We start from the raw sequence: 18,154 nt of genomic DNA, 5'->3' as shown, positions 1-18,154 counted from the left end.
GGGAGAGGGCTCACAGCGTCACGTGCACGGACGATTCAGGGAGCAGTTCGTCAAGGGCACGTGCCGCCGGATCCGTGGCGCCAAGGTGCTCGCAGAAGGCCTTCATCACAAAACCGGTGGACAGGGCGTGCCACAGCCGGACCCGGCGGATCATGAAGTGCCCGGCGCCTTTAATCGAGACGTACTGCATGGAGGCGGCCTCTTCGGCGGCGCGCCGCGCGAATTTCAGGGATTCCGTGGGGCTGGTCATCCGGTCCCCGGTACCGTGCACAATCAGGACCCGTCGGCCGGCAACCCTTGAAGCGGGCGTGCCGGGGTTCAGCCAGGGCGCGAGTGCAACCACGGCTTCCACCTGGGGATGATCGGCGGCGCATACTGCGGTGAGGCCGCCCATGGAGTGGCCCACCAGGTACACGGGCAGCCCCGGATGCTTCATGCTGATCTGCTGGAGGGCCCAGCGGGCATCCCTCAGCGCGGACATGTCCTGGCCGTTCCAGCCCCGGACACTGTTCCTCAGGGACCAGACCGCCAGCCCGTGGTTCTTTCCGGCCCGGTGAAGATTGCGGGCGAAGGGAACCATCCGGAGTGGGCTGAGCTGGCGGGCCTCCACCGGTTCGAAGCTGTGCGATTTGCCGCCGTGCAGCACCAGGGCCACACCCTTGGCGGGCCCCGAAGCCTCGAGGACCGTCAGGACAGCCTGCTGCCTGGCCCCGGACTCGGTGGCGGGTACATTGCGGTGCTGCTCAGTCTTGCCGTTCGTCACGCTGGTTCCTTTCGGTTCCTGCCGCCCATTTATCAACCCTATGGTGCCGGACGTAGAGTTCAAGGTATGAGGATTTACTGCTGATGGGGTCCGGTCACTCCCACGCTCCCATAGGCCATTCGGAGCCAACAGCAGAAGCGATTGCCGCGCGAAGGAAAGCAAACCGCATCCTGGCAGCCGTGCTGGTGCCGCTGACGCTTCTGACCCTTGCTGCCATGGCGATGCTGTGGCCCTCCGGTTCCAAGGAGGGGATCACCCTCGCGAGCCCGTATTCGGCCGCGCCGGGGGTCACCTTCGATACCGGGAAGATCCAGAGCGTTGTTGAGGAAAGCTGCATGCAGGGCTCCACCGGCACCCTGCCGTCGGAGACCGAAGGCGAGGCCCCCCAGGGCTCCGACTGCATGTTTGCCAATACCCAACCGGATCAGGGCGGCAGCCCGGTCAAAGTGGTGATCAACCCGGAAGTGGCCCAATCCCACGGCGTGAAGCCCGGCGACCAGATCAGGTACCTGAACCTGTCCAACGCCCCGGGCGCCGGGGCTTCTCAGGGCTCCCCAGCCTTCATCTTCGTGGACTTCGTGCGGACATTGCCCATCGTGCTGCTCTCGATCCTCTACGCAGCAGTGGTTATCGCCGTGGCGCGCTGGCGGGGATTCCGGGCGCTTGTGGGGCTGGTGGGCGCCTACTTCGTCCTGGCCGGCTTTATGCTGCCGGGCCTGGTGGAGGGCAAACCGCCGCTGCTGCTGGCGCTGGTGGGGTCAACGGTGATCATGATCGGGGTGCTCTATTTTGCCCACGGGTTCTCTGCCCGGACATCCACCGCGTTGCTGGGCACCATGTTCGGCCTGGCCATCACCGCGCTCCTGGCCGCCTGGGCCACCGACGCAGCCAACCTCGCCGGGGTGGGCAGCCACGATGCCACAACACTGATCAACACCTCGGCCAACATCTCCATTTCCGGGGTCATCCTCTGCGGCCTCATCATCTCCGGGCTGGGCGTCCTGAACGACGTGACCATCACGCAGTCCTCGGCAGTGTGGGAACTTTACGAACTGGCGCCGGGCACCAGCGCCCGGAAACTCTTCTCCTCGGCCATGCGGATCGGCCGCGACCACATCGCCTCCACGGTCTACACCATCGCGTTCGCGTACGCAGGCGCCGCGCTGCCCATCCTGATCATCGTGATGCTCTACGACCGCCCGCTGGGGGACACCCTGACCAGCGCCGAGCTTTCGGAGGAAGTCATCCGGACACTGGTTGGCTCCATCGGCCTGGTGCTCGCCATCCCGGTCACCACCCTGATCGCAGTGCTGGTGGTCAAGGCCACGGGCATCAAAGTGGCTGGAACGGCCGGCGGCGGTCCGGACGACCGGCATCGCACCGGTGCCGGTGATCCTTCGATCAACCCGGACGACGTCGTCGATACCGGTGCGCTCGCAGCGGCGGCTGCCAGCAGCCGCTCGCGACGGGCAACGAAGGGAACAATCACCGACGCCGGGACGCGCAGTGCCGATGCCGGGAACCGCAGTGCCGACCCCGACGTGCCGGAGACCCGGCGGGGACGCCGCGCAGACCGCGGCTGACGCTTTTGCTGCCCCCCCGGAGCATTCCCGTGGGCGGGCGGCCCGCCGATTTGTCCGTCTTTGAGACAATGGACGGGTGACTGTTGTAGCAACGCCTCCTGCCCCCAAGCTGGAACTCCCGCCCCTGAAGCTGGGACCCATCACGGTGGATACGCCCGTGATCCTGGCTCCTATGGCCGGCATCACCAACTCTGCGTTCCGCCGCCTCTGCCGTGAGTACGGCGGCGGTATGTATGTCGCGGAGATGGTGACCTCGCGCGCCCTCGTGGAGCGCACCCCGGAGTCCCTGCGCATCATCTCGCACGACGACGACGAAAAGGTCCGCTCAGTCCAGCTGTACGGCGTGGACCCCGTCACCGTCGGCCAGGCAGTACGCATGCTGGTGGAAGAGGACAGGGCCGACCACATCGACCTGAACTTCGGCTGCCCCGTACCGAAAGTGACTCGGCGCGGCGGCGGCTCCGCCCTGCCCTGGAAAATCGACCTGTTCACCTCGATCGTGCAGGCAGCTGTCCGGGAGGCGTCCAAGGGCAACGTCCCGCTCACCATCAAGATGCGCAAGGGCATCGACGACGACCACCTGACATACCTCGAGGCGGGCCGGATCGCCCGCGATTCCGGCGTTGCCGCCGTCGCGCTCCACGGCCGGACCGCGGCGCAGTTCTACTCCGGTGAGGCCGACTGGACTGCCATCGCCCGCCTCCGCGAGGCCCTGCCGGACATCCCGGTGCTGGGCAACGGCGATATCTGGTCCGCCGAGGATGCCGTCCGCATGGTCCAGCAGACAGGAGTGGACGGCGTGGTGGTGGGCCGCGGCTGCCAGGGGCGCCCCTGGCTCTTCGGCGACCTGATGGCCGCCTTCGAGGGAAGCGACGTCCGCCATAAGCCGGACCTGCGCAAGGTGGCCGAAAGTGTTTACCGGCACGCCGAACTGATGGTTGAAACCTTCGGCGACGAAGGCAAGGCGCTGCGTGAAATCCGTAAGCACATCGCCTGGTACTTCAAGGGCTACGTGGTGGGAGGTGAGCTGCGGACGAAGATGGCGCTGGTCACCAGCCTGGAAGAACTCCGTGGGACCCTGGGCCAGCTGGACCTGGATTCGCCGTACCCCGGTGCGGACGCCGAAGGCCCCCGGGGCCGGGCGGGCTCGCCGAAGAAGCCTGCACTGCCCAAGGACTGGCTGGAGTCCCGCTCACTGAACGAGGCGCAGTCCAAGGACATCTCCGCCGCTGAACTGGATGTCTCCGGTGGCTGAGACCCGCACTACGGCCCCGGTCCTGCCCGGCTACGAGCCCCACGACTCCGCCCGGTGGGTGGAGGAATCACCCAAGAACACGTACCGCTCCGACTTCGAGCGGGACCGCGCCCGGGTGCTCCATTCCTCGGCCCTGCGCCGCCTGGGCGCCAAAACGCAGGTGGTGGCGCCGGACACCGACGACTTCGTCCGCACCCGACTGACCCACAGCCTCGAAGTTGCCCAGGTAGGCCGGGAACTTGGCCGTGCCCTGGGCTGCGATCCGGACGTGGTGGACACCGCCTGCCTCAGCCATGACCTCGGCCACCCGCCCTTCGGCCACAACGGTGAATCGGCGCTGAACGAAGTGGCCCATGCAATCGGCGGCTTTGAAGGCAACGCCCAGACCCTCAGGCTGCTCACCCGGCTTGAACCGAAGGTCCTGGCGCCGGACGGAAGCCCTGCCGGACTGAACCTGACCCGGGCCAGCCTGGACGCCGCGGCGAAGTACCCCTGGTCCGCCCTGGAAGCACCGGTGATCCACGGCCAGCGCACCAGCAAGTTCGGGGCCTACGAGGACGATCTCCCCATCTTCAACTGGCTCCGCGAGGGCGCCCCGGTCCGCCGGTCCTGCCTGGAAGCCCAGGTCATGGACCTGGCCGACGACATCTCCTACTCGGTGCACGACGTCGAGGACGCGATCGTGGCGGGCCACTTCCAGCTCCGCTGGATGGACAACCCGGATCACCGCGCCCGCGTGGTGGGCTATGCCAAACAGTGGTACCTCCCGCACAACGACCCCGCCGCCATCGACGCCGCCCTGGCCAGGCTCGAAGCCACCGACGTCTGGGTGCGCGAGGCCGACGGCAGCCGCAAATCCATGGCAGCCCTGAAGAACATGACCAGCCAGCTCATCGGCAGGTTCTGCCAGAGCGCGCTGGAGACCACCCGCGCCCTCTACGGCCCGGAAAACCTCACCCGCTACAACGCCGAGCTGATGGTGCCGGATGAGACGGTGATGGAGATCGCCGTGATGAAGGGCCTTGCCACAACTTTCGTCATGACCACCGAACACCGGCAGCCGATCTACGAGCGCCAGCGCGAAGTGCTCCACGCCCTGGTAACCGCCCTGAACTCCACCGGGGACCGCCACCTGGAGCCCATGTTCGCCGCGGACTGGCGGGATGCAGCAGACGACGGCGCCCGGCTGAGGGTCGTGATCGATCAGGTGGCCTCGCTGACCGACGGGTCGGCGCTGGCCATGTACGAACGGCTGGTGGGCAGCCTGCCCTCGCTGTGGTGACTGGATGGTGGTGACCTTCGACGCAACTGCCCACATACGGCCGGCCCCGCTTCAACCCCTGCCCTGCGGCGGGTCTAGGATGGCTCTGTGGCTGGCCTGATCAAACGTGAAGATATTGACGAAGTACGCCAGCGCACGGACATCAAGGAAGTGGTTGACGGCTACGTCACGCTCAAGGGTGCCGGGCTGGGGACGTACAAGGGCCTGTGCCCCTTCCACGACGAGCGCTCGCCGTCGTTCACCGTCCGCCCGCAGGTGGGCAGGTACCACTGCTTCGGCTGTGGCGAAGACGGCGATGTCATCGCCTTTGTGCAGAAGCAGGACCACACTTCCTTCCATGAAGCCGTGGAAAAGCTTGCCGCCCGGATCGGCTACGAGCTGCGCTACGAAGACGGCGGAACCGGGCCCAACCGGGAAGAGGTAGGCAAACGCCAGCGCCTCCTGGATGCGCACAAGATCGCCGATGAATTCTTCCGCGCCCAGCTCCTCACCCCTGGTGCGGCCGAGGGCCGTAACTTCCTCTACAACCGGGGTTTTGACCGGGCTGCTTCGGAACAGTTCGGTGTCGGCTATGCCCCGCAAGGCTGGGACGCGCTCCTGAAGCACCTCCGTGGCCGCGGGTTCACGGACGCTGAGCTCAAGCTCACAGGAATGTTTTCCGAAGGCAACCGGGGGATCTATGACCGCTTCCGCGGCCGCCTGATCTGGCCCATCCGCGACATCGCGGGGGACACTATAGGCTTCGGCGCGCGCAAGCTCTACGAGGACGATCAAGGCCCCAAGTACCTCAACACGCCCGAAACCACGCTCTACAAGAAGTCCCAGGTCCTGTACGGGATCGACCTCGCCAAGCGGAACATCGCCAAGGACCGCCAGCTGGTGGTGGTTGAAGGCTACACGGATGTGATGGCCTGCCACCTCGCGGGAATCCCGACGGCGGTAGCCACGTGCGGTACGGCGTTCGGCACCGAGCACATCAAGATTGCCCGCCGCCTCCTTTCGGACGACGGCACCGGGGGAGAGGTCATCTTCACCTTCGACGGCGACGCCGCCGGCCAGAAGGCCGCCCTTCGCGCCTTCGAGGAGGACCAGCGCTTTACCGCCCAGACCTACGTCGCGGTGGAGCCCTCGGGAGCCGATCCATGCGAGCTGCGCCAGAACAAGGGCGATGCTGCGGTCCGCGACCTCATCAACATGCGGCGGCCGCTGTTCGAGTTTGCCATCCGCGCCACGTTGAAGCGCCACAACCTTGACACCGTAGAGGGACGGGTGGCCGCCCTGCGGGAATCGTCTCCCGTGGTGGCCCAGATCCGCGATGCCGGGATCAGGCCCGCTTATGCCCGCGAACTGGCCGGCTGGCTGGGTATGTCAGTGGAAGAGGTCTCCCGCGCCGTCGGCGCAGCCATGAAAGCGGCCAGTAGCGGCGCCCAGGCGTCCCCGGGGACGCCGTCCGGGGCCTCGGCTCCCGTGCGGACTGCACAGGCCGGCGGGCCCGGCGTAGCTGCCGGGCCGGCGTCGGGCGCTGTCCCGTCCTTCAACCGGCCGGACCCCCGGGACCCCGTGGCGTCCATGGAACGGCAGGCGCTTGAGGTTGCGTTGCAGGAGCCGGCCCTGCTCGGCGGCGGTATGTGGGAGCGGTTCGCTGCGGCCCGGTTCCTGACCCCTGCTTTCCAGGCTGTGCACGACGCCATGCGGGCGTCCGGTCCGGGGCTGATCGGCGAGCCGGTGCGCTGGGTCGAACAGATCATGAACGAGGTCCCGGAACCGCTCCGTCCGCTCGTGTCCGAACTTGCCGTGGTCCCCTTGCCGGCAAGCACCGCCGAAGCCGTCCAGAAATATTGCCGGGACATCCTGTCGCGGCTCTTCGAGCTGCAGATTACCCGGGTGAAGGCGGACAAGATGGGCCAGCTGCAGCGGCTGGACGCCGCCGCGCATCCCGAGGATTACCAGCGTCTCAACCGCGAACTGATGATGCTGGAAATGGAACGCCGGGCACTGCGCTCGGACGCCTAGGCTGTTGGCGCTGCGGTCCCGTGCCGTTGCCCGATTTCACATCCCCGCGGGGTGTTTGCTAGGCTGATACCCGCTTCATTCCTCCTTAGCTCAATTGGCAGAGCATTCGACTGTTAATCGAAGGGTTGCTGGTTCAAGTCCAGCAGGAGGAGCGCACAATCCCCGTTCCGGTCCTCCGGAGCGGGGATTTTTCTATACCCGGGGAGGGTATGCCGCCCACCGCGTCTGCCGATTTCCCATAGCCGGGAAACCTTTGCTAATGTCATACCTGCTTCATTCCTCCTTAGCTCAATTGGCAGAGCATTCGACTGTTAATCGAAGGGTTGCTGGTTCAAGTCCAGCAGGAGGAGCCAAAGGCAAAAATCCCCGTCCTCCGTGTGAGGGCGGGGATTTTTGTAGTGCTCCCGGTGGGGAAGGCCAAAGCCGCTGAATGGCCGCAGGGCGCACCGCCTGAACCAGCACGGAAATCACACCTTCCGGTTGACGCGGGGCAGGTGCATGATGTGTGTCTACCGCCGCCGTTCGGGGCGTCAGGGGATGCGGAGGCGCGCGATGACCGGGACGGCGCAACAGCGGGCAATCATCATTGGTGCCGGCATTGGCGGCCTCACGGCGGCGCTGGCCCTGGCAGGAAAAGGCTGGGACGTCCGGGTCATGGAACGGACTCCGGAGCTCAAGCCCGTCGGATATGCCCTGGCCATGGCGCCCAACGCCCAGAGAGCGCTGGATGCCATCCCTGGAGGCATCGTGGCAAAGATCCACGCACTCGCCGCGCTGCAAGGCGATGGAGGCATCAGGAACGCCCGGGGCGCCTGGTTGTCCCGCAATGACTCTGCCGTCGCCCTGGAGCGCTACGGGCATCCCTTCGTGGTGGTGCGGCGCGCGGAGCTCGTCGGGATGCTTCACTCGCTCCTGCCGGAAGGCTCCCTTCGGCTCGGCACAACGGCGACGGCCGTCAACGCCGACGACGGCGACGTCACCCTGGATACCGGCGAGGTGCTGCGCGGCGACCTGGTGGTCGCAGCCGACGGAATAAACTCCCGGATGCGCCCGGCGCTCTTTCCCGGGCACCCGGCGCCGGCGTTCGCCGGCCTGACAGCGTGGCAGGCCGTCATTGCGGCCGATGGTGTCGGCACCTACATCGGAACGACCTGGAGTTCAGGCGGCGAATTCGGCATGCTGCCGATGGCGGATGGATGGCTGTACGTCTTCGCGGAGGCGGCAGTCGATGCGCGGAAGCTGCGGGGCGGGCATGGCGATGAGAAAGCCGAACTGACGCGGCGCTTCGGGCACCTGTATGCACCGATCCCCGACGTCATCGCCCGGATCGACGGCTCATCGATCCTCCGCACGGACATCCATTCAATGCGGGTGCCGCTGCCGTCCTTTCACGTGGGCAAGGTGGCTATCCTTGGCGACGCTGCCCATGCCATGGCACCCAACCTGGGACAGGGCGCGTGCCAGGCGATCGAGGACGCAGTGACGTTGGCCTACTGTGTCAGCAGCGCCGGGACCGTAGGGGGCGGCCTGGCGGATTACACCGCAGCCAGGCTTCCGCGCACCTCACTCATGGTCCGCCGCTCGGAGGCAATGGCACGGCTCGCGACGGCACGCCACCCGCTCGCGCGGGCGCTCCGGAACGGGATGCTCCGCGCCATGGGACTCCTGGGACCCTCAGCAGCGCTTCGCCAGGCCGATTTTGTGATGCACTGGGATCACCCGGCGGTGTCCGGCACACCGCGTTCGTAGGCCCTGCCAGACCACGCTGGAGTCCCGCCTGGCTAGACGAAGTCCATTTCCACCTGCAGGAACCGCTCTGCCTCGGCGATGGCTGCCTGGAAGGCTTCCTGTTCGGTGGGGGACTTGCGCGGCTCGCGCGGATGCCATTCGTGCGGTGCCGAGTGCACACGGGCGAAGCCGGAACCTGGCGGGGCGTAGAAGATGCCGAAGCGCTGAACCGGCCACTCGGCAGACGTTTCGGGTGCCACCAAAAGGGCCGCGTTGAATGCGGGGTTGAACCACTGTGCGATGGGCCGGCGGCGGTCCACCGTGAACAGCCCGGCTGCGTAGAGAGCCGCGGACTGCTCGCCTGTCTGGGCGCACAACCGGTCCCACCACAAGGGCAGGATGCCGGAGTCGCAACGTTGCCATGTGGCCGGAAGCGGTGAGGAATACTGCCAGCTGGGCACGGAATTATTTTATCGCGGTAAGCGTCCCGGGCGGCAATGGCGGTGCCCCCATGTCGGGTGCCTCCCGGTGTCATGTCCCGTTGCCGCAGGGACTCCCGACGCACTCTCGACGAAGCGTCTCTGCGCGGCGTCTCACCGCGCAGGCCCGGTCCGCCGCTGGGTCAGGGGCGGTTCCACGGGCCAGGGTTGACCCGGTACAGCAGGGCAGCGCCGGCCAGGGCGCCGAGGATCATCCCGATGGCGGCACTGCCGAACATCCGGCCGGCAAAATAGCCCGCGACGGCGCCCAGTACCGCCCCGAGGAAGAGGCCGCGGGGGTTGCGGTGCGGTTTGCGTTTCATCAGCTCACCTTCCAGACGGGCGAATCAGGGGGAGTCAGTGGATGGAGGGGACTGTGCGCGGCCTGACAATCAACCACAGGCCCGCAATGGCCACCAGGATGCAGGCAGCCTGTACCGCGCCCATGGGCGTTGAACTGGTGATCCCCAGCCAGCCCACCACCGGCGAGATCAGGCCGGCCATGAGGAAAGTCGCGGCACCCAGGAGGGAAGCCGCCGTCCCGGCCTGGGCGCCGTGGCTGGCCAGGGCCAGGACCTGGACGCAGGGAAAGGTGAAGCCGGCCCCCATGATGTAGAACCACAGCGGAACCATGACTCCCCAGAGCCCCAGGCCGGCTTGGTCGAACGCTACGATCAGCAGGGCCATCACGAACATCCAGGCGGTGGAACACGCAATGATCCACTGCGGCGGGACGCGCTTGATGAGCCGGGAGCTGATCTGGACGCCTGCCACGATGCCCAGCGAGTTAACACCGAAGAGCAGGCCGTACTGCTGCGGCGAGAACCCGAAAATGTCCTGGAACAGGAATGGCGATGCCGACAGATAGGTGAAGAGACCGGCAAAATTCATGCCGCCCACCAGCAGGAGGCCCACGAAGATCCGGTCCGTGAAAAGAACTTTGTAGCGCTGGCCCGCCGTCATGCCTGACTGGCCGCGTTTCTCCGGCGGCAACGTTTCCCGGACCAGGAAAAGCGCGGCGATGATCACCACCGTGCCGTAACCGGCAAGGAACACAAAGATGCCGGGCCAGGGCATCACCAGCAGCAGCTGCGATCCGATGACCGGGGCCAGGATCGGTGCCAGACCGTTCACCAGGGCCATCCGCGAGAACATCCGGACCATGGCGTAGCCGGCGAACAGGTCGCGCACCATAGCCATGGCCACCACTCCGCCGCCGGCCGCGCCCACGCCCATGAGGACACGGAAGAAGCCCAACGTGCCGATGTCAGTGGACATCGCCGCTCCCACAGAGGACGCGATGTGGACAGCCGTAGCAAGAATCAGCGGGAGCCGCCGGCCGAACTTGTCGCTGAACGGTCCCACCACGAGCTGGCCCAAGGCGAAACCCACCGTGGTGCCGGCCAGCGTCAACTGGACCTGCGCCTCGGTCACTCCCAGGCTCTCTTCAAGTGCGGGGAAGGCCGGCAGGTAAAGGTCGATGGTGAAGGGACCCAGGGCGGTGAGGGCACCGAGGAGGAGGATGTACAGGAGTTTCCGGCGCCGGCTCAGAGAATCGCCCGGATTGGAGGGAATGGTCACGGAGATCAATCCTAGGCGCGGAACCGGCATCTTCACGGGGGTTGCAGGCGCGCCGCACGGCCAGCCCTGAAGTTTGCCCTGAACCTGAATGATAGTTTTGGGGCGGGACTGTGCCATCGCACGTTCCCGCAGGACCCGGAAGCCGAGCGACCAGGCCACAGACCATGCAACAAGTAAGGCGGTAACCGATGAGCGGACGTCACACTGGGCGGACCAGCCAGGGATTGCGGATCACCGCGCTTCCCAGAACGGTGAAATTACTCCTTCGCCTGGCTCCCCGCCAACTGAATGACGAGATCGCGTTCGCCAAGGTGGAGATCAAACGCAAGGGCATCCAGGTAGGAGTCGCCGCAGCGTTCCTGGGCGTCGCCCTCGTCTTCCTGGCGTTCCTGCTGGTGGGACTGATCGTGGCCGCCATTATGGGTCTGGCCACCATCATGCCGGCCTGGCTGGCCGCCCTTCTGGTGTGCGCAGCCTTCCTGGTCATTGCCCTCATCGGCGCCCTGATCGGCGTGCAGAAATTCAAGAAGGCCATGCCGTTGGTGCCGGAGGAGACCATCCGCGGGATCAAATACGATCTGGGCATGGCCAAGGAGGGTTCGGACTTCAACGCCGCCCTTCTTGATCCGGACAGCCCGGAGGCCAAGGCCGCAAAGGCCGCCAAGGACGAGGCTGCGGCCAAGGCCAAGGCGGAGAAGGAAGCAAAGGCCGAGGAGCACAAGAAGGAATTCCCACACGCGTCCGAGCCCGAGCTCCACCGCCGCCTGGAGCAACGCCGGCGCCATATCGCAGAAGTCCGCGACGAACTGGACTCCGAGCTCGACATCAAACCGCAGGTCAGGTTCCTCCTGGGTTCCGCCAAGGAAAAGCTGGGGGAGGGCCGTGCCGTTTTCGAGCACGGCCGGGAAACCGTCGGCCAGCAAGTCGGCCGGAAGTTTGCTGCCTTCTCCGAATCCACGGAGGGTAATGAGCTCCGCTGGAAGCCGCTGGCGGCCCTCGCGGCCTCGGTGACGGTCCTGGTGGTCCTGCTCCGCAAGCTGCTCCGGAACCCATAACAGCAACCCGCGCGTTCACATTCAGTTGTAGGGAGGAGGGGACGGATTGAGGTTCATTGGCGCTGGCTCGCGTCCTGGCCGCCCCCAGGTCGATCACGACCGGGTCCTGACTGTCCCCAACGTCCTCACGGTGCTGCGCTTTATGGGTGTGCCGCTCTTCATCTGGCTGGTCCTCGCACAGAAGGAGTACGGCATCGCCGTTGTGGTGCTGGCGGTGATGGCCGGCAGTGACTGGGTTGACGGTTATGTGGCCCGGCGTTTCGACCAGGCCTCCAAGCTCGGCCGGGTCATGGATCCCATGGCTGACAGGCTCGCACTCATAGCTGTAGCGGTCACCCTGGTGATCGCCGGCGTCGTCCATTGGCTGTACCTCGCGGCACTCGTGGTGCCGGACGCCGTGCTGCTGGTGATGACCCTCTCCTACTTCCACGGCCATCCTGACCTGCCGGTGAGCCGGGTCGGCAAGATCCGTACCGGCCTGTTGCTGCTGGGCACACCCTTGCTCATCCTCTCGCGCCTGGACCACCCGTACACGGGGCCGCTGTACGTGGCTGCCTGGATCGTCCTCGGACTCGGACTCGTGGGCCACTGGATTGCCGCCTACAACTATTTTTGGGCCATCCTGCGCAAAGGCAGAATGCAGTCCCAGCACGACGGCGGCACCACCTGATGGTCTGGGTGGCGGTTCTGCTGGCGGTACTTGGTGCATTCTGCCTGGCTTTAGGTGCCCAGAAACAAGGTAGCGCCGTGAAGGCTGACACAGGCGGCCTTGCCCTCAGTTCGAACGGCTTTCTCCGGCTGCTCCGCAACCCGCGATGGGTTCTGGGCCTGCTGCTGTTGTGCGTCGGGATGGGTATGAACGCCGTCGCGCTGGTATCCGCTCCGCTGACAGTGGTGCAGCCGATCGGGGCGATAGCACTGGTCATCACCACGGTGGTCAATGCCCGTGATCAAGGCATCACCATCAACAGGGCAACCACGGTCTCCATCGCTGCCTGCGTGACAGGTTCGGCGCTGTTCGTCCTCCTCGCTGTCAACGTGACGCAGGAGAACCATCACGTGAGCATGGACGACGAACTCACTATCGTCCTCCTGCTGGCCCTGGCAGTCGGAGTGTTCGGCACCCTGGCCGTGATGTTCCGGCACCGGATGAGTGCGTTCGTTTATATCCTGGGCGCCGGGGTGCTGTTCGGCTTTGTCGCCGTGCTCACACGGATCATCGGCAAGCACCTGCTGGACCCGAACGGGCTGGCTCTGCTCAACGTCCAGTGGTACTCGGTGGTTGCCATAGCGGCGGCGGGCGGCCTGGGATCCTGGTTTGTGCAGAGCGCCTACTCCGGCGGCCCGCCGGACCTGGTCATCGCCGGCCTGACCGTCATTGATCCGATCGTGGGCATAGCCATCGGCATCGTGATCCTCGGCGAACTGCGCCCGGACGTCCACGCCGTGATGGCGATTGCCATGGCTACTGCTGCTTCGCTTGCTATCGTGGGGGTGATCGCCCTTTCAAGGCACCACCCCGAGGTCACCAAGCGCAAGAAAGACGCGCGGAAGGCGGCGGGCAGGGCGGCCCCATAGCCCATTTCCATCCACCAGCCGATTTTCCCTCAGCTGTCCGGCGCCACCGTACCGGCAGCCAACCGCGGCGCCCGGCGTCAGCTGCCGCCCCGTGACCTTCAGGAGCTCTCCACGTGACAACGCCCTCTGACCAGCCACCCCTGACCGTCCTGATTGCCGCGGATACCTATCCGCCCCACATCAACGGGGCCGCGCAGTTCAGCTACCGTCTGGCGAAGGGCATGACCGGCCGTGGCCACGATGTGCATGTGCTGGCCTGCCGCGCTGACAACGGCGCGAGCTTCACGGAATTCCGCTCCGAAGCCACGGTGCACCGTCTCCGCTCCCACGGGGTATGGACCCACGAGTACTTCCGCATCTGCCTTCCGTGGGAAATCAAAAAGGAGATCAGCCTCCTGTTCGATCGCGTGAAGCCTGATGTGGTGCACATCCAGAGCCACTACATGATCGGCGAACACGTCCTGTATGAAGCCGTGAAGCGCGGCGTCAGGATTGTGGCCACCAACCACTTCATGCCGGAGAACCTGAACCCGTTCCTGCCGTTCCCGCAGTGGTTCAAGGACATCATCGGCAAGATCTCCTGGAAGGACATGGGCAAAGTCATGGGCCAGGCCGACGTCGTGACCACGCCGACGCCGCTGGCCGCGAAGGCAATGCACCAGCACGCCTTCCTGCGCAAAGTCCTGCCGCTGTCCAACGGGATCGACTCCTCCGCCTACGAACTGCAGCCCGGCGAAGTCATCGCACCCCATCCTTCCCCCACCGTGTTGTTCGTGGGCCGCCTGGCCGAGGAGAAGCACGTCGACGTGCTCATCAACGCTGTGGCCAAAACCCCCGCAGAACTTAATGTCCATCTGGAAATTGTGGGCGGGGGCGAAGTCCGCGGCGCACTCGAAGCGGAGGCTGAACGGCTCGGCCTGGGCGAACGCGTGAAGTTCCTGGGTCTGGCCAGCGATGAAGACCTTCGGGAGGCCTACATCAAGGCGGACCTGTTCTGCATGCCGGGCACCGCCGAACTGCAGTCCCTGGTGACCCTCGAAGCCATGTCTGCGTCCACGCCCGTCCTGCTCGCCGATGCCATGGCACTCCCGCATCTGGTGCGTGATGGCGAGAACGGCTACCTCTTCACCCCCAACGACAGTGACGACCTTGCCGAAAAGATCACCCGGATCCTTACGTTGCCGGCCGCTGACCGTGCGGCAATGGGCAAGGCCAGCCGCCGGTTGGTGGAGCCACACAGCATTGAGGGCACGTTGCAGACCTTCGAGGACCTCTACCGGGGCGCCAAGTTCGAAGACAAGGTTCTCTGACACCGCCGCCGGGCCTGGCAATGTGGACAGCGACCCTGCCCTGACGTCGGGACCGCGGACCGGCCGGCCTCTGGCCTGGCTTGGTCCGAAGGCACGCTGCGGTTTGCTAGAGTGTTTTTGCCCTGCTGAAGCCGAAGTCCTCCATGGATCAGGCCGGCGGTGCGCAAGGGGCTATAGCTCAGCTGGTTAGAGCGCGGGACTCATAATCCTAAGGTCCTCGGTTCAAGTCCGAGTAGCCCTACTCAAGTTCGAAAGCACCGCGGAACCGCGGCCGGCCTCATTGCCGGCCGCGGTTTCTTTCGTTAATGCCGGATCTGCGGTATGTTACTGACCAGTAACTTACCGCTGCGCGCCGACGAGTTTGCGCCTGCTGACCTTTGCGAGGGAATCCCATGTCCAAAGCTTCTGTTGACATCAACAACCTTCCATACGCCGATGGTGACTTCTTCGCCTTCGAACAGCTCCTCACCGGGAAGGAACAGGACCGCCTCGCCGAAGTCCGCGAATTCCTCACCCGTGAAGTCCGGCCGATCGCCGTGGACTGCTGGAACCGCGGGGAATTCCCGATGGACCTCATTCCCAAACTCGCCGAAATTGACCTGGTGAGCCCCGTGCGGCGGCAGGGCTACTCGAATCTCTTTGCCGGGCTGATCCACGCTGAGGCCACGCGCGCAGATACGTCCATCGCCACGTTCCTGGGCGTTCACGACGGACTTTTCACCGGCTCCATCGAATCGCTGGCCTCGCAGGAACAGCAGGATGCCTGGCTCCCCGATATCTATTCGCTCAAAAAGATCGGCGCCTTCGGACTCACCGAACCCCTGGGTGGCTCCGACGTGGCCGGCGGAACCCGCACCACCGCACAGCGGGAGGGCGATACCTGGGTCCTTAACGGAGCCAAGCGGTGGATCGGCAACGCCACGTTCTCCGACTGGGTGGTCATCTACGCCCGTGACCTCGCCGACAACCAGGTCAAAGGCTTCATGGTGGACACCTCCCTCCCCGGTTTCAGTGCCACCAAGATCGAAAACAAGATCTCCTTGCGCACTGTCCAGAACGCCGACATTGTCCTGGAGGACGTGGTGGTTCCCGACTTCTTCAAACTGGCCGGCGCCAACAGCTTCCGGGACACCAACAAGGTCCTCAAGGTCACGCGGCTCGCTGTTGCCTGGCAGGCAGTCGGCCAGCAGTTGGCGGCGTTCGATGTGGCCCGCCGTTACGCCGTGGAACGCCACCAGTTCGGCCGGCCGCTGGCGTCCTTCCAGCTGGTCCAAAGCCAGTTGGTGCAGATCCTGGGTAACGCCGTCAGTTCCATGGGCATGATGGTCCGGCTTTCGCAGCTCGAGGATGCCGGCCAGGCCAAGGATGAGCAGTCCGCCCTGGCCAAGGCATTCACCACCGCCCGGATGCGCGAAAGCGTCGCAATCGGTCGCAGCCTGCTGGGTGGCAACGGCATTGTGACCGACTTCGAGATGGCCAAGATCTTCGCGGACGCCGAAGCAATCTACTCCTACGAGGGGACCCATGAGGTCAACACCCTCGTGACAGGGCGTGCCATTACCGGGATCTCAGCCATCGTCTAGTGCCCTGAACCGATCGGGCGTCACCGGCAGGAGGATGGACGGGCGGAGATCCATCACGAAGTCCAGGGGATTGACGTAGGCGTCGCCCCGCCTGACGCCCCAGTGGACGCAGGGGAGCGGGCCGCAATGGCCGGGCTTGAGCGTGCCGATGGTTTCGCCTTTGGCCACCACATCCCCGGCCGTCAGGGTACTCTCCACAGGCTCGAAGCTGCTGCGGAGCCCGTCCCCATGATCGATCGTGATGACGGGGCGGTCCACCACCACCCCCACGAAGCTGACAGTACCGGCCTCCGGGGAGTCGACCGGAACGCCGTCGTGCGTTGCCTCAAGGTCAACGCCGCGATGGCCGCTCATCCACGGCTTGTCCGGTGGATCGAAGGCGCGCAGCACCGCCGGTCTGGGGGAAAGCGGCCAGACCCAGGACGCGTGTGGAGCCGCCGCCTGAGCCGCCGCAGCCTGGGGCCTTGGATACTGAATCCCGGCCGACGGCGGTGAGCCCGTCTGCGGGGCCGCCGCCTGCGGAACCGCTGCGGCGGCGGGCAATACCAGCACTGCGGCGAGGAGGAATGCGGCTTTCATGTCCCCAGCATTCCGGGTCCCGGCAGGGGACAACAGGGACCGTTCAGGCCATGTGGAAAACCCTTGTCCGGGGCAGATCGGCTGTCCGGTGGTGAGGGGCTCCTGTAGTACACTTGGTGGAGCAGTTTGCTGTGCCCTCAACGCTTCTGCGTCAGCACGCCTCATTCAGGAGTGCGGGGGAGCAGCAGCTGACTACGCGCATCCAGCCCTCCACATGTCGAAGCCCTGGCTTCCTGTGCGGAGGATTGTGCCTCTTGCGGTCACGGCCTCACGGTCCTGATGAGAGGCACAGGGGATGCCAGGAGCACGGCCCGCCTTGGGCCACGCTAAAACAACCGTCAACTATTGGCAGGGTAAGAGGGCCTCACGGCTTTCTCATGAATGACCTGCCGGAAGGAGCGCCGGCATGCCCGTCGTAACTATGCGCCAGCTGCTTGACAGCGGCGTCCACTTTGGACACCAGACCCGCCGTTGGAACCCGAAGATGAAGCGATTCATCTTCACGGAGCGCAACGGCATCTACATCATTGACCTTCAGCAGTCACTGTCCTACATCGACCGTGCCTACGAGTTCGTGAAGGCCACCGTTGCACACGGCGGCACCGTTCTCTTCGTCGGCACCAAGAAGCAGGCCCAGGAAGCAATTGCTGAGCAGGCAACCCGCGTGGGCCAGCCCTACGTGAACCAGCGCTGGCTCGGCGGTATGCTGACCAACTTCCAGACCGTTTCCAAGCGCATCCAGCGCATGAAGGAACTGGAAGAGATCGACTTCGACGACGTCGCCGGTTCCGCTTACACCAAGAAGGAGCTGCTGCTCCTTCGCCGTGAACTCACCAAGCTGGAAACCAACCTTGGCGGTATCCGCAACCTGACCAAGGCACCCTCCGTGCTCTGGATCGTGGACACCAAGAAGGAACACCTCGCCGTTGACGAAGCCAAGAAGCTCAACATCCCCGTTGTAGCCATCCTGGACACCAACTGCGATCCTGACGAAGTCGACTTCCCGATCCCGGGCAACGACGACGCCATCCGCTCCGTGAACCTGCTGACCCGCGTTGTCGCCGATGCCGTTGCCGAGGGCCTCATCGCCCGCAACCAGCGTGCAACCGGCACCACCGAGGCTCCGGAAGAGCCGCTGGCCGAGTGGGAGCGCGAACTCCTCGAGGGCAGCAAGGCTGAAGAGGCTGCTCCGGCCGCCGAGGAAGCTCCGGCTGCCGCCGAGGCCCCCGCCGCTGAAGCTGCTCCGGCCGCCGAGGAAGCTCCGGCTGCTGCCGAGGCTCCCGCCGCAGACGCCGACAAGTAAACACAAGTAAATCCGGATTCTCCGGTGCTGCCTGCAGCGCCGGAACAGCTGACAGGATGGCC

The 18,154-nt window shown here is 65.4% G+C and carries 16 protein-coding genes and 3 tRNA genes; 14 read left to right on the top strand and 5 right to left on the bottom strand.

Going from position 1 to position 18,154, the window contains the following annotated elements; genetic code table 11:
* Positions 1 to 10: 10 nt before the first annotated feature.
* Positions 11 to 763 (bottom strand): alpha/beta hydrolase, encoded by a 753-nt coding sequence (locus AC1MCA_RS03480; protein WP_479801216.1) that lies wholly within the window; start codon positions 761 to 763, stop codon positions 11 to 13.
* Between the two features lie 83 nt (positions 764 to 846).
* Between AC1MCA_RS03480 and AC1MCA_RS03475 the strand changes: the two genes are divergently transcribed.
* From AC1MCA_RS03475 to AC1MCA_RS03445, 7 genes are all read left to right on the top strand, one after another.
* Positions 847 to 2,346: a YibE/F family protein gene (locus tag AC1MCA_RS03475; protein ID WP_479801214.1), complete on the top strand. Its 1,500-nt coding sequence runs from the start codon at positions 847 to 849 to the stop codon at positions 2,344 to 2,346.
* Between the two features lie 76 nt (positions 2,347 to 2,422).
* A complete protein-coding gene (gene dusB / locus AC1MCA_RS03470) occupies positions 2,423 to 3,601 on the top strand; it encodes a tRNA dihydrouridine synthase DusB (RefSeq protein WP_108599963.1) in 1,179 nt (392 codons plus the stop codon).
* Entirely contained in the window at positions 3,585 to 4,883 is a 1,299-nt protein-coding gene (locus tag AC1MCA_RS03465; protein ID WP_108599964.1) for a deoxyguanosinetriphosphate triphosphohydrolase, read from the top strand. The genes dusB and AC1MCA_RS03465 overlap by 17 nt, the downstream gene beginning before the upstream one ends.
* 87 nt (positions 4,884 to 4,970) lie before the next feature.
* Complete coding sequence (dnaG, locus tag AC1MCA_RS03460) at positions 4,971 to 6,896, top strand: DNA primase (protein WP_479801211.1); 1,926 nt, start codon at positions 4,971 to 4,973, stop codon at positions 6,894 to 6,896.
* Positions 6,897 to 6,975: 79 nt separating this feature from the next.
* Positions 6,976 to 7,048: transfer RNA gene (locus tag AC1MCA_RS03455), tRNA-Asn, on the top strand.
* Between the two features lie 125 nt (positions 7,049 to 7,173).
* Positions 7,174 to 7,249, top strand: a tRNA-Asn gene (locus AC1MCA_RS03450).
* Between the two features lie 199 nt (positions 7,250 to 7,448).
* Complete coding sequence (locus AC1MCA_RS03445; RefSeq protein ID WP_479801209.1) at positions 7,449 to 8,645, top strand: FAD-dependent monooxygenase; 1,197 nt, start codon at positions 7,449 to 7,451, stop codon at positions 8,643 to 8,645.
* Positions 8,646 to 8,677: 32 nt separating this feature from the next.
* On the opposite strand, the gene AC1MCA_RS03440 is transcribed toward AC1MCA_RS03445, so the two are convergent.
* The 3 genes from AC1MCA_RS03440 to AC1MCA_RS03430 all read right to left on the bottom strand — a co-directional run bounded on the left by AC1MCA_RS03440 (position 8,678) and on the right by AC1MCA_RS03430 (position 10,714).
* Positions 8,678 to 9,085 carry a hypothetical protein gene (locus tag AC1MCA_RS03440; RefSeq protein ID WP_108598143.1) on the bottom strand — a complete coding sequence of 136 codons (408 nt, stop codon included), beginning with the start codon at positions 9,083 to 9,085 and terminating at the stop codon, positions 8,678 to 8,680.
* A gap of 161 nt (positions 9,086 to 9,246) precedes the next feature.
* Positions 9,247 to 9,426 (bottom strand): hypothetical protein, encoded by a 180-nt coding sequence (locus tag AC1MCA_RS03435; protein WP_479801207.1) that lies wholly within the window; start codon positions 9,424 to 9,426, stop codon positions 9,247 to 9,249.
* A 34-nt stretch (positions 9,427 to 9,460) separates the two neighbouring features.
* Positions 9,461 to 10,714: a multidrug effflux MFS transporter gene (locus AC1MCA_RS03430; RefSeq protein WP_479803275.1), complete on the bottom strand. Its 1,254-nt coding sequence runs from the start codon at positions 10,712 to 10,714 to the stop codon at positions 9,461 to 9,463.
* A 158-nt stretch (positions 10,715 to 10,872) separates the two neighbouring features.
* On the opposite strand from AC1MCA_RS03430, the gene AC1MCA_RS03425 reads away from it, so the two are divergent.
* From AC1MCA_RS03425 to AC1MCA_RS03400, 6 genes are all read left to right on the top strand, one after another.
* Complete coding sequence (locus AC1MCA_RS03425; protein WP_479801205.1) at positions 10,873 to 11,739, top strand: phage holin family protein; 867 nt, start codon at positions 10,873 to 10,875, stop codon at positions 11,737 to 11,739.
* A gap of 46 nt (positions 11,740 to 11,785) precedes the next feature.
* On the top strand, positions 11,786 to 12,409 hold the full coding sequence (locus AC1MCA_RS03420; RefSeq protein WP_479801203.1) for a CDP-alcohol phosphatidyltransferase family protein: 624 nt from the start codon (positions 11,786 to 11,788) through the stop codon (positions 12,407 to 12,409).
* Positions 12,409 to 13,317, top strand: coding sequence for a DMT family transporter (locus AC1MCA_RS03415; protein WP_479801201.1), 909 nt, complete (start codon positions 12,409 to 12,411; stop codon positions 13,315 to 13,317). The genes AC1MCA_RS03420 and AC1MCA_RS03415 overlap by 1 nt, the downstream gene beginning before the upstream one ends.
* A 113-nt stretch (positions 13,318 to 13,430) precedes the next feature.
* Positions 13,431 to 14,627: a glycosyltransferase gene (locus tag AC1MCA_RS03410; protein WP_479801199.1), complete on the top strand. Its 1,197-nt coding sequence runs from the start codon at positions 13,431 to 13,433 to the stop codon at positions 14,625 to 14,627.
* Positions 14,628 to 14,794: 167 nt separating this feature from the next.
* Positions 14,795 to 14,868, top strand: a tRNA-Ile gene (locus AC1MCA_RS03405).
* 151 nt (positions 14,869 to 15,019) lie between these two features.
* Complete coding sequence (locus tag AC1MCA_RS03400; protein WP_479801197.1) at positions 15,020 to 16,210, top strand: acyl-CoA dehydrogenase family protein; 1,191 nt, start codon at positions 15,020 to 15,022, stop codon at positions 16,208 to 16,210.
* Here AC1MCA_RS03400 and AC1MCA_RS03395 read toward each other — a convergent pair.
* A complete protein-coding gene (locus tag AC1MCA_RS03395; protein WP_479801195.1) occupies positions 16,196 to 16,789 on the bottom strand; it encodes a M23 family metallopeptidase in 594 nt (197 codons plus the stop codon). The genes AC1MCA_RS03400 and AC1MCA_RS03395 overlap by 15 nt on opposite strands.
* A 406-nt stretch (positions 16,790 to 17,195) precedes the next feature.
* Here AC1MCA_RS03395 and rpsB point away from each other — a divergent pair, with 406 nt between their 5' ends.
* Positions 17,196 to 18,092, top strand: a complete 897-nt coding sequence (gene rpsB / locus AC1MCA_RS03390; protein ID WP_479801193.1) for a 30S ribosomal protein S2 — start codon at positions 17,196 to 17,198, stop codon at positions 18,090 to 18,092.
* Positions 18,093 to 18,154 lie beyond the last annotated feature (62 nt).

It is taken from the genome of Arthrobacter sp. BK1 (genome assembly GCF_056680055.1).
This window is presented reverse-complemented; position numbering and strand designations above follow the sequence as displayed.

Bases quoted from the DNA above. Each gene is read 5' to 3' on its own strand.
- AC1MCA_RS03475 (WP_479801214.1), top strand. From the start codon at position 847: ATGGGGTCCGGTCACTCCCACGCTCCCATAGGCCATTCGGAGCCAACA.
- AC1MCA_RS03465 (WP_108599964.1), top strand. From the start codon at position 3,585: ATGTCTCCGGTGGCTGAGACCCGCACTACGGCCCCGGTCCTGCCCGGC.
- AC1MCA_RS03445 (WP_479801209.1), top strand. From the start codon at position 7,449: ATGACCGGGACGGCGCAACAGCGGGCAATCATCATTGGTGCCGGCATT.
- AC1MCA_RS03435 (WP_479801207.1), bottom strand. From the start codon at position 9,426: ATGAAACGCAAACCGCACCGCAACCCCCGCGGCCTCTTCCTCGGGGCG.
- AC1MCA_RS03430 (WP_479803275.1), bottom strand. From the start codon at position 10,714: ATGCCGGTTCCGCGCCTAGGATTGATCTCCGTGACCATTCCCTCCAAT.
- AC1MCA_RS03425 (WP_479801205.1), top strand. From the start codon at position 10,873: ATGAGCGGACGTCACACTGGGCGGACCAGCCAGGGATTGCGGATCACC.
- AC1MCA_RS03415 (WP_479801201.1), top strand. From the start codon at position 12,409: ATGGTCTGGGTGGCGGTTCTGCTGGCGGTACTTGGTGCATTCTGCCTG.
- AC1MCA_RS03400 (WP_479801197.1), top strand. From the start codon at position 15,020: ATGTCCAAAGCTTCTGTTGACATCAACAACCTTCCATACGCCGATGGT.
- AC1MCA_RS03395 (WP_479801195.1), bottom strand. From the start codon at position 16,789: ATGAAAGCCGCATTCCTCCTCGCCGCAGTGCTGGTATTGCCCGCCGCC.
- rpsB (WP_479801193.1), top strand. From the start codon at position 17,196: ATGCCCGTCGTAACTATGCGCCAGCTGCTTGACAGCGGCGTCCACTTT.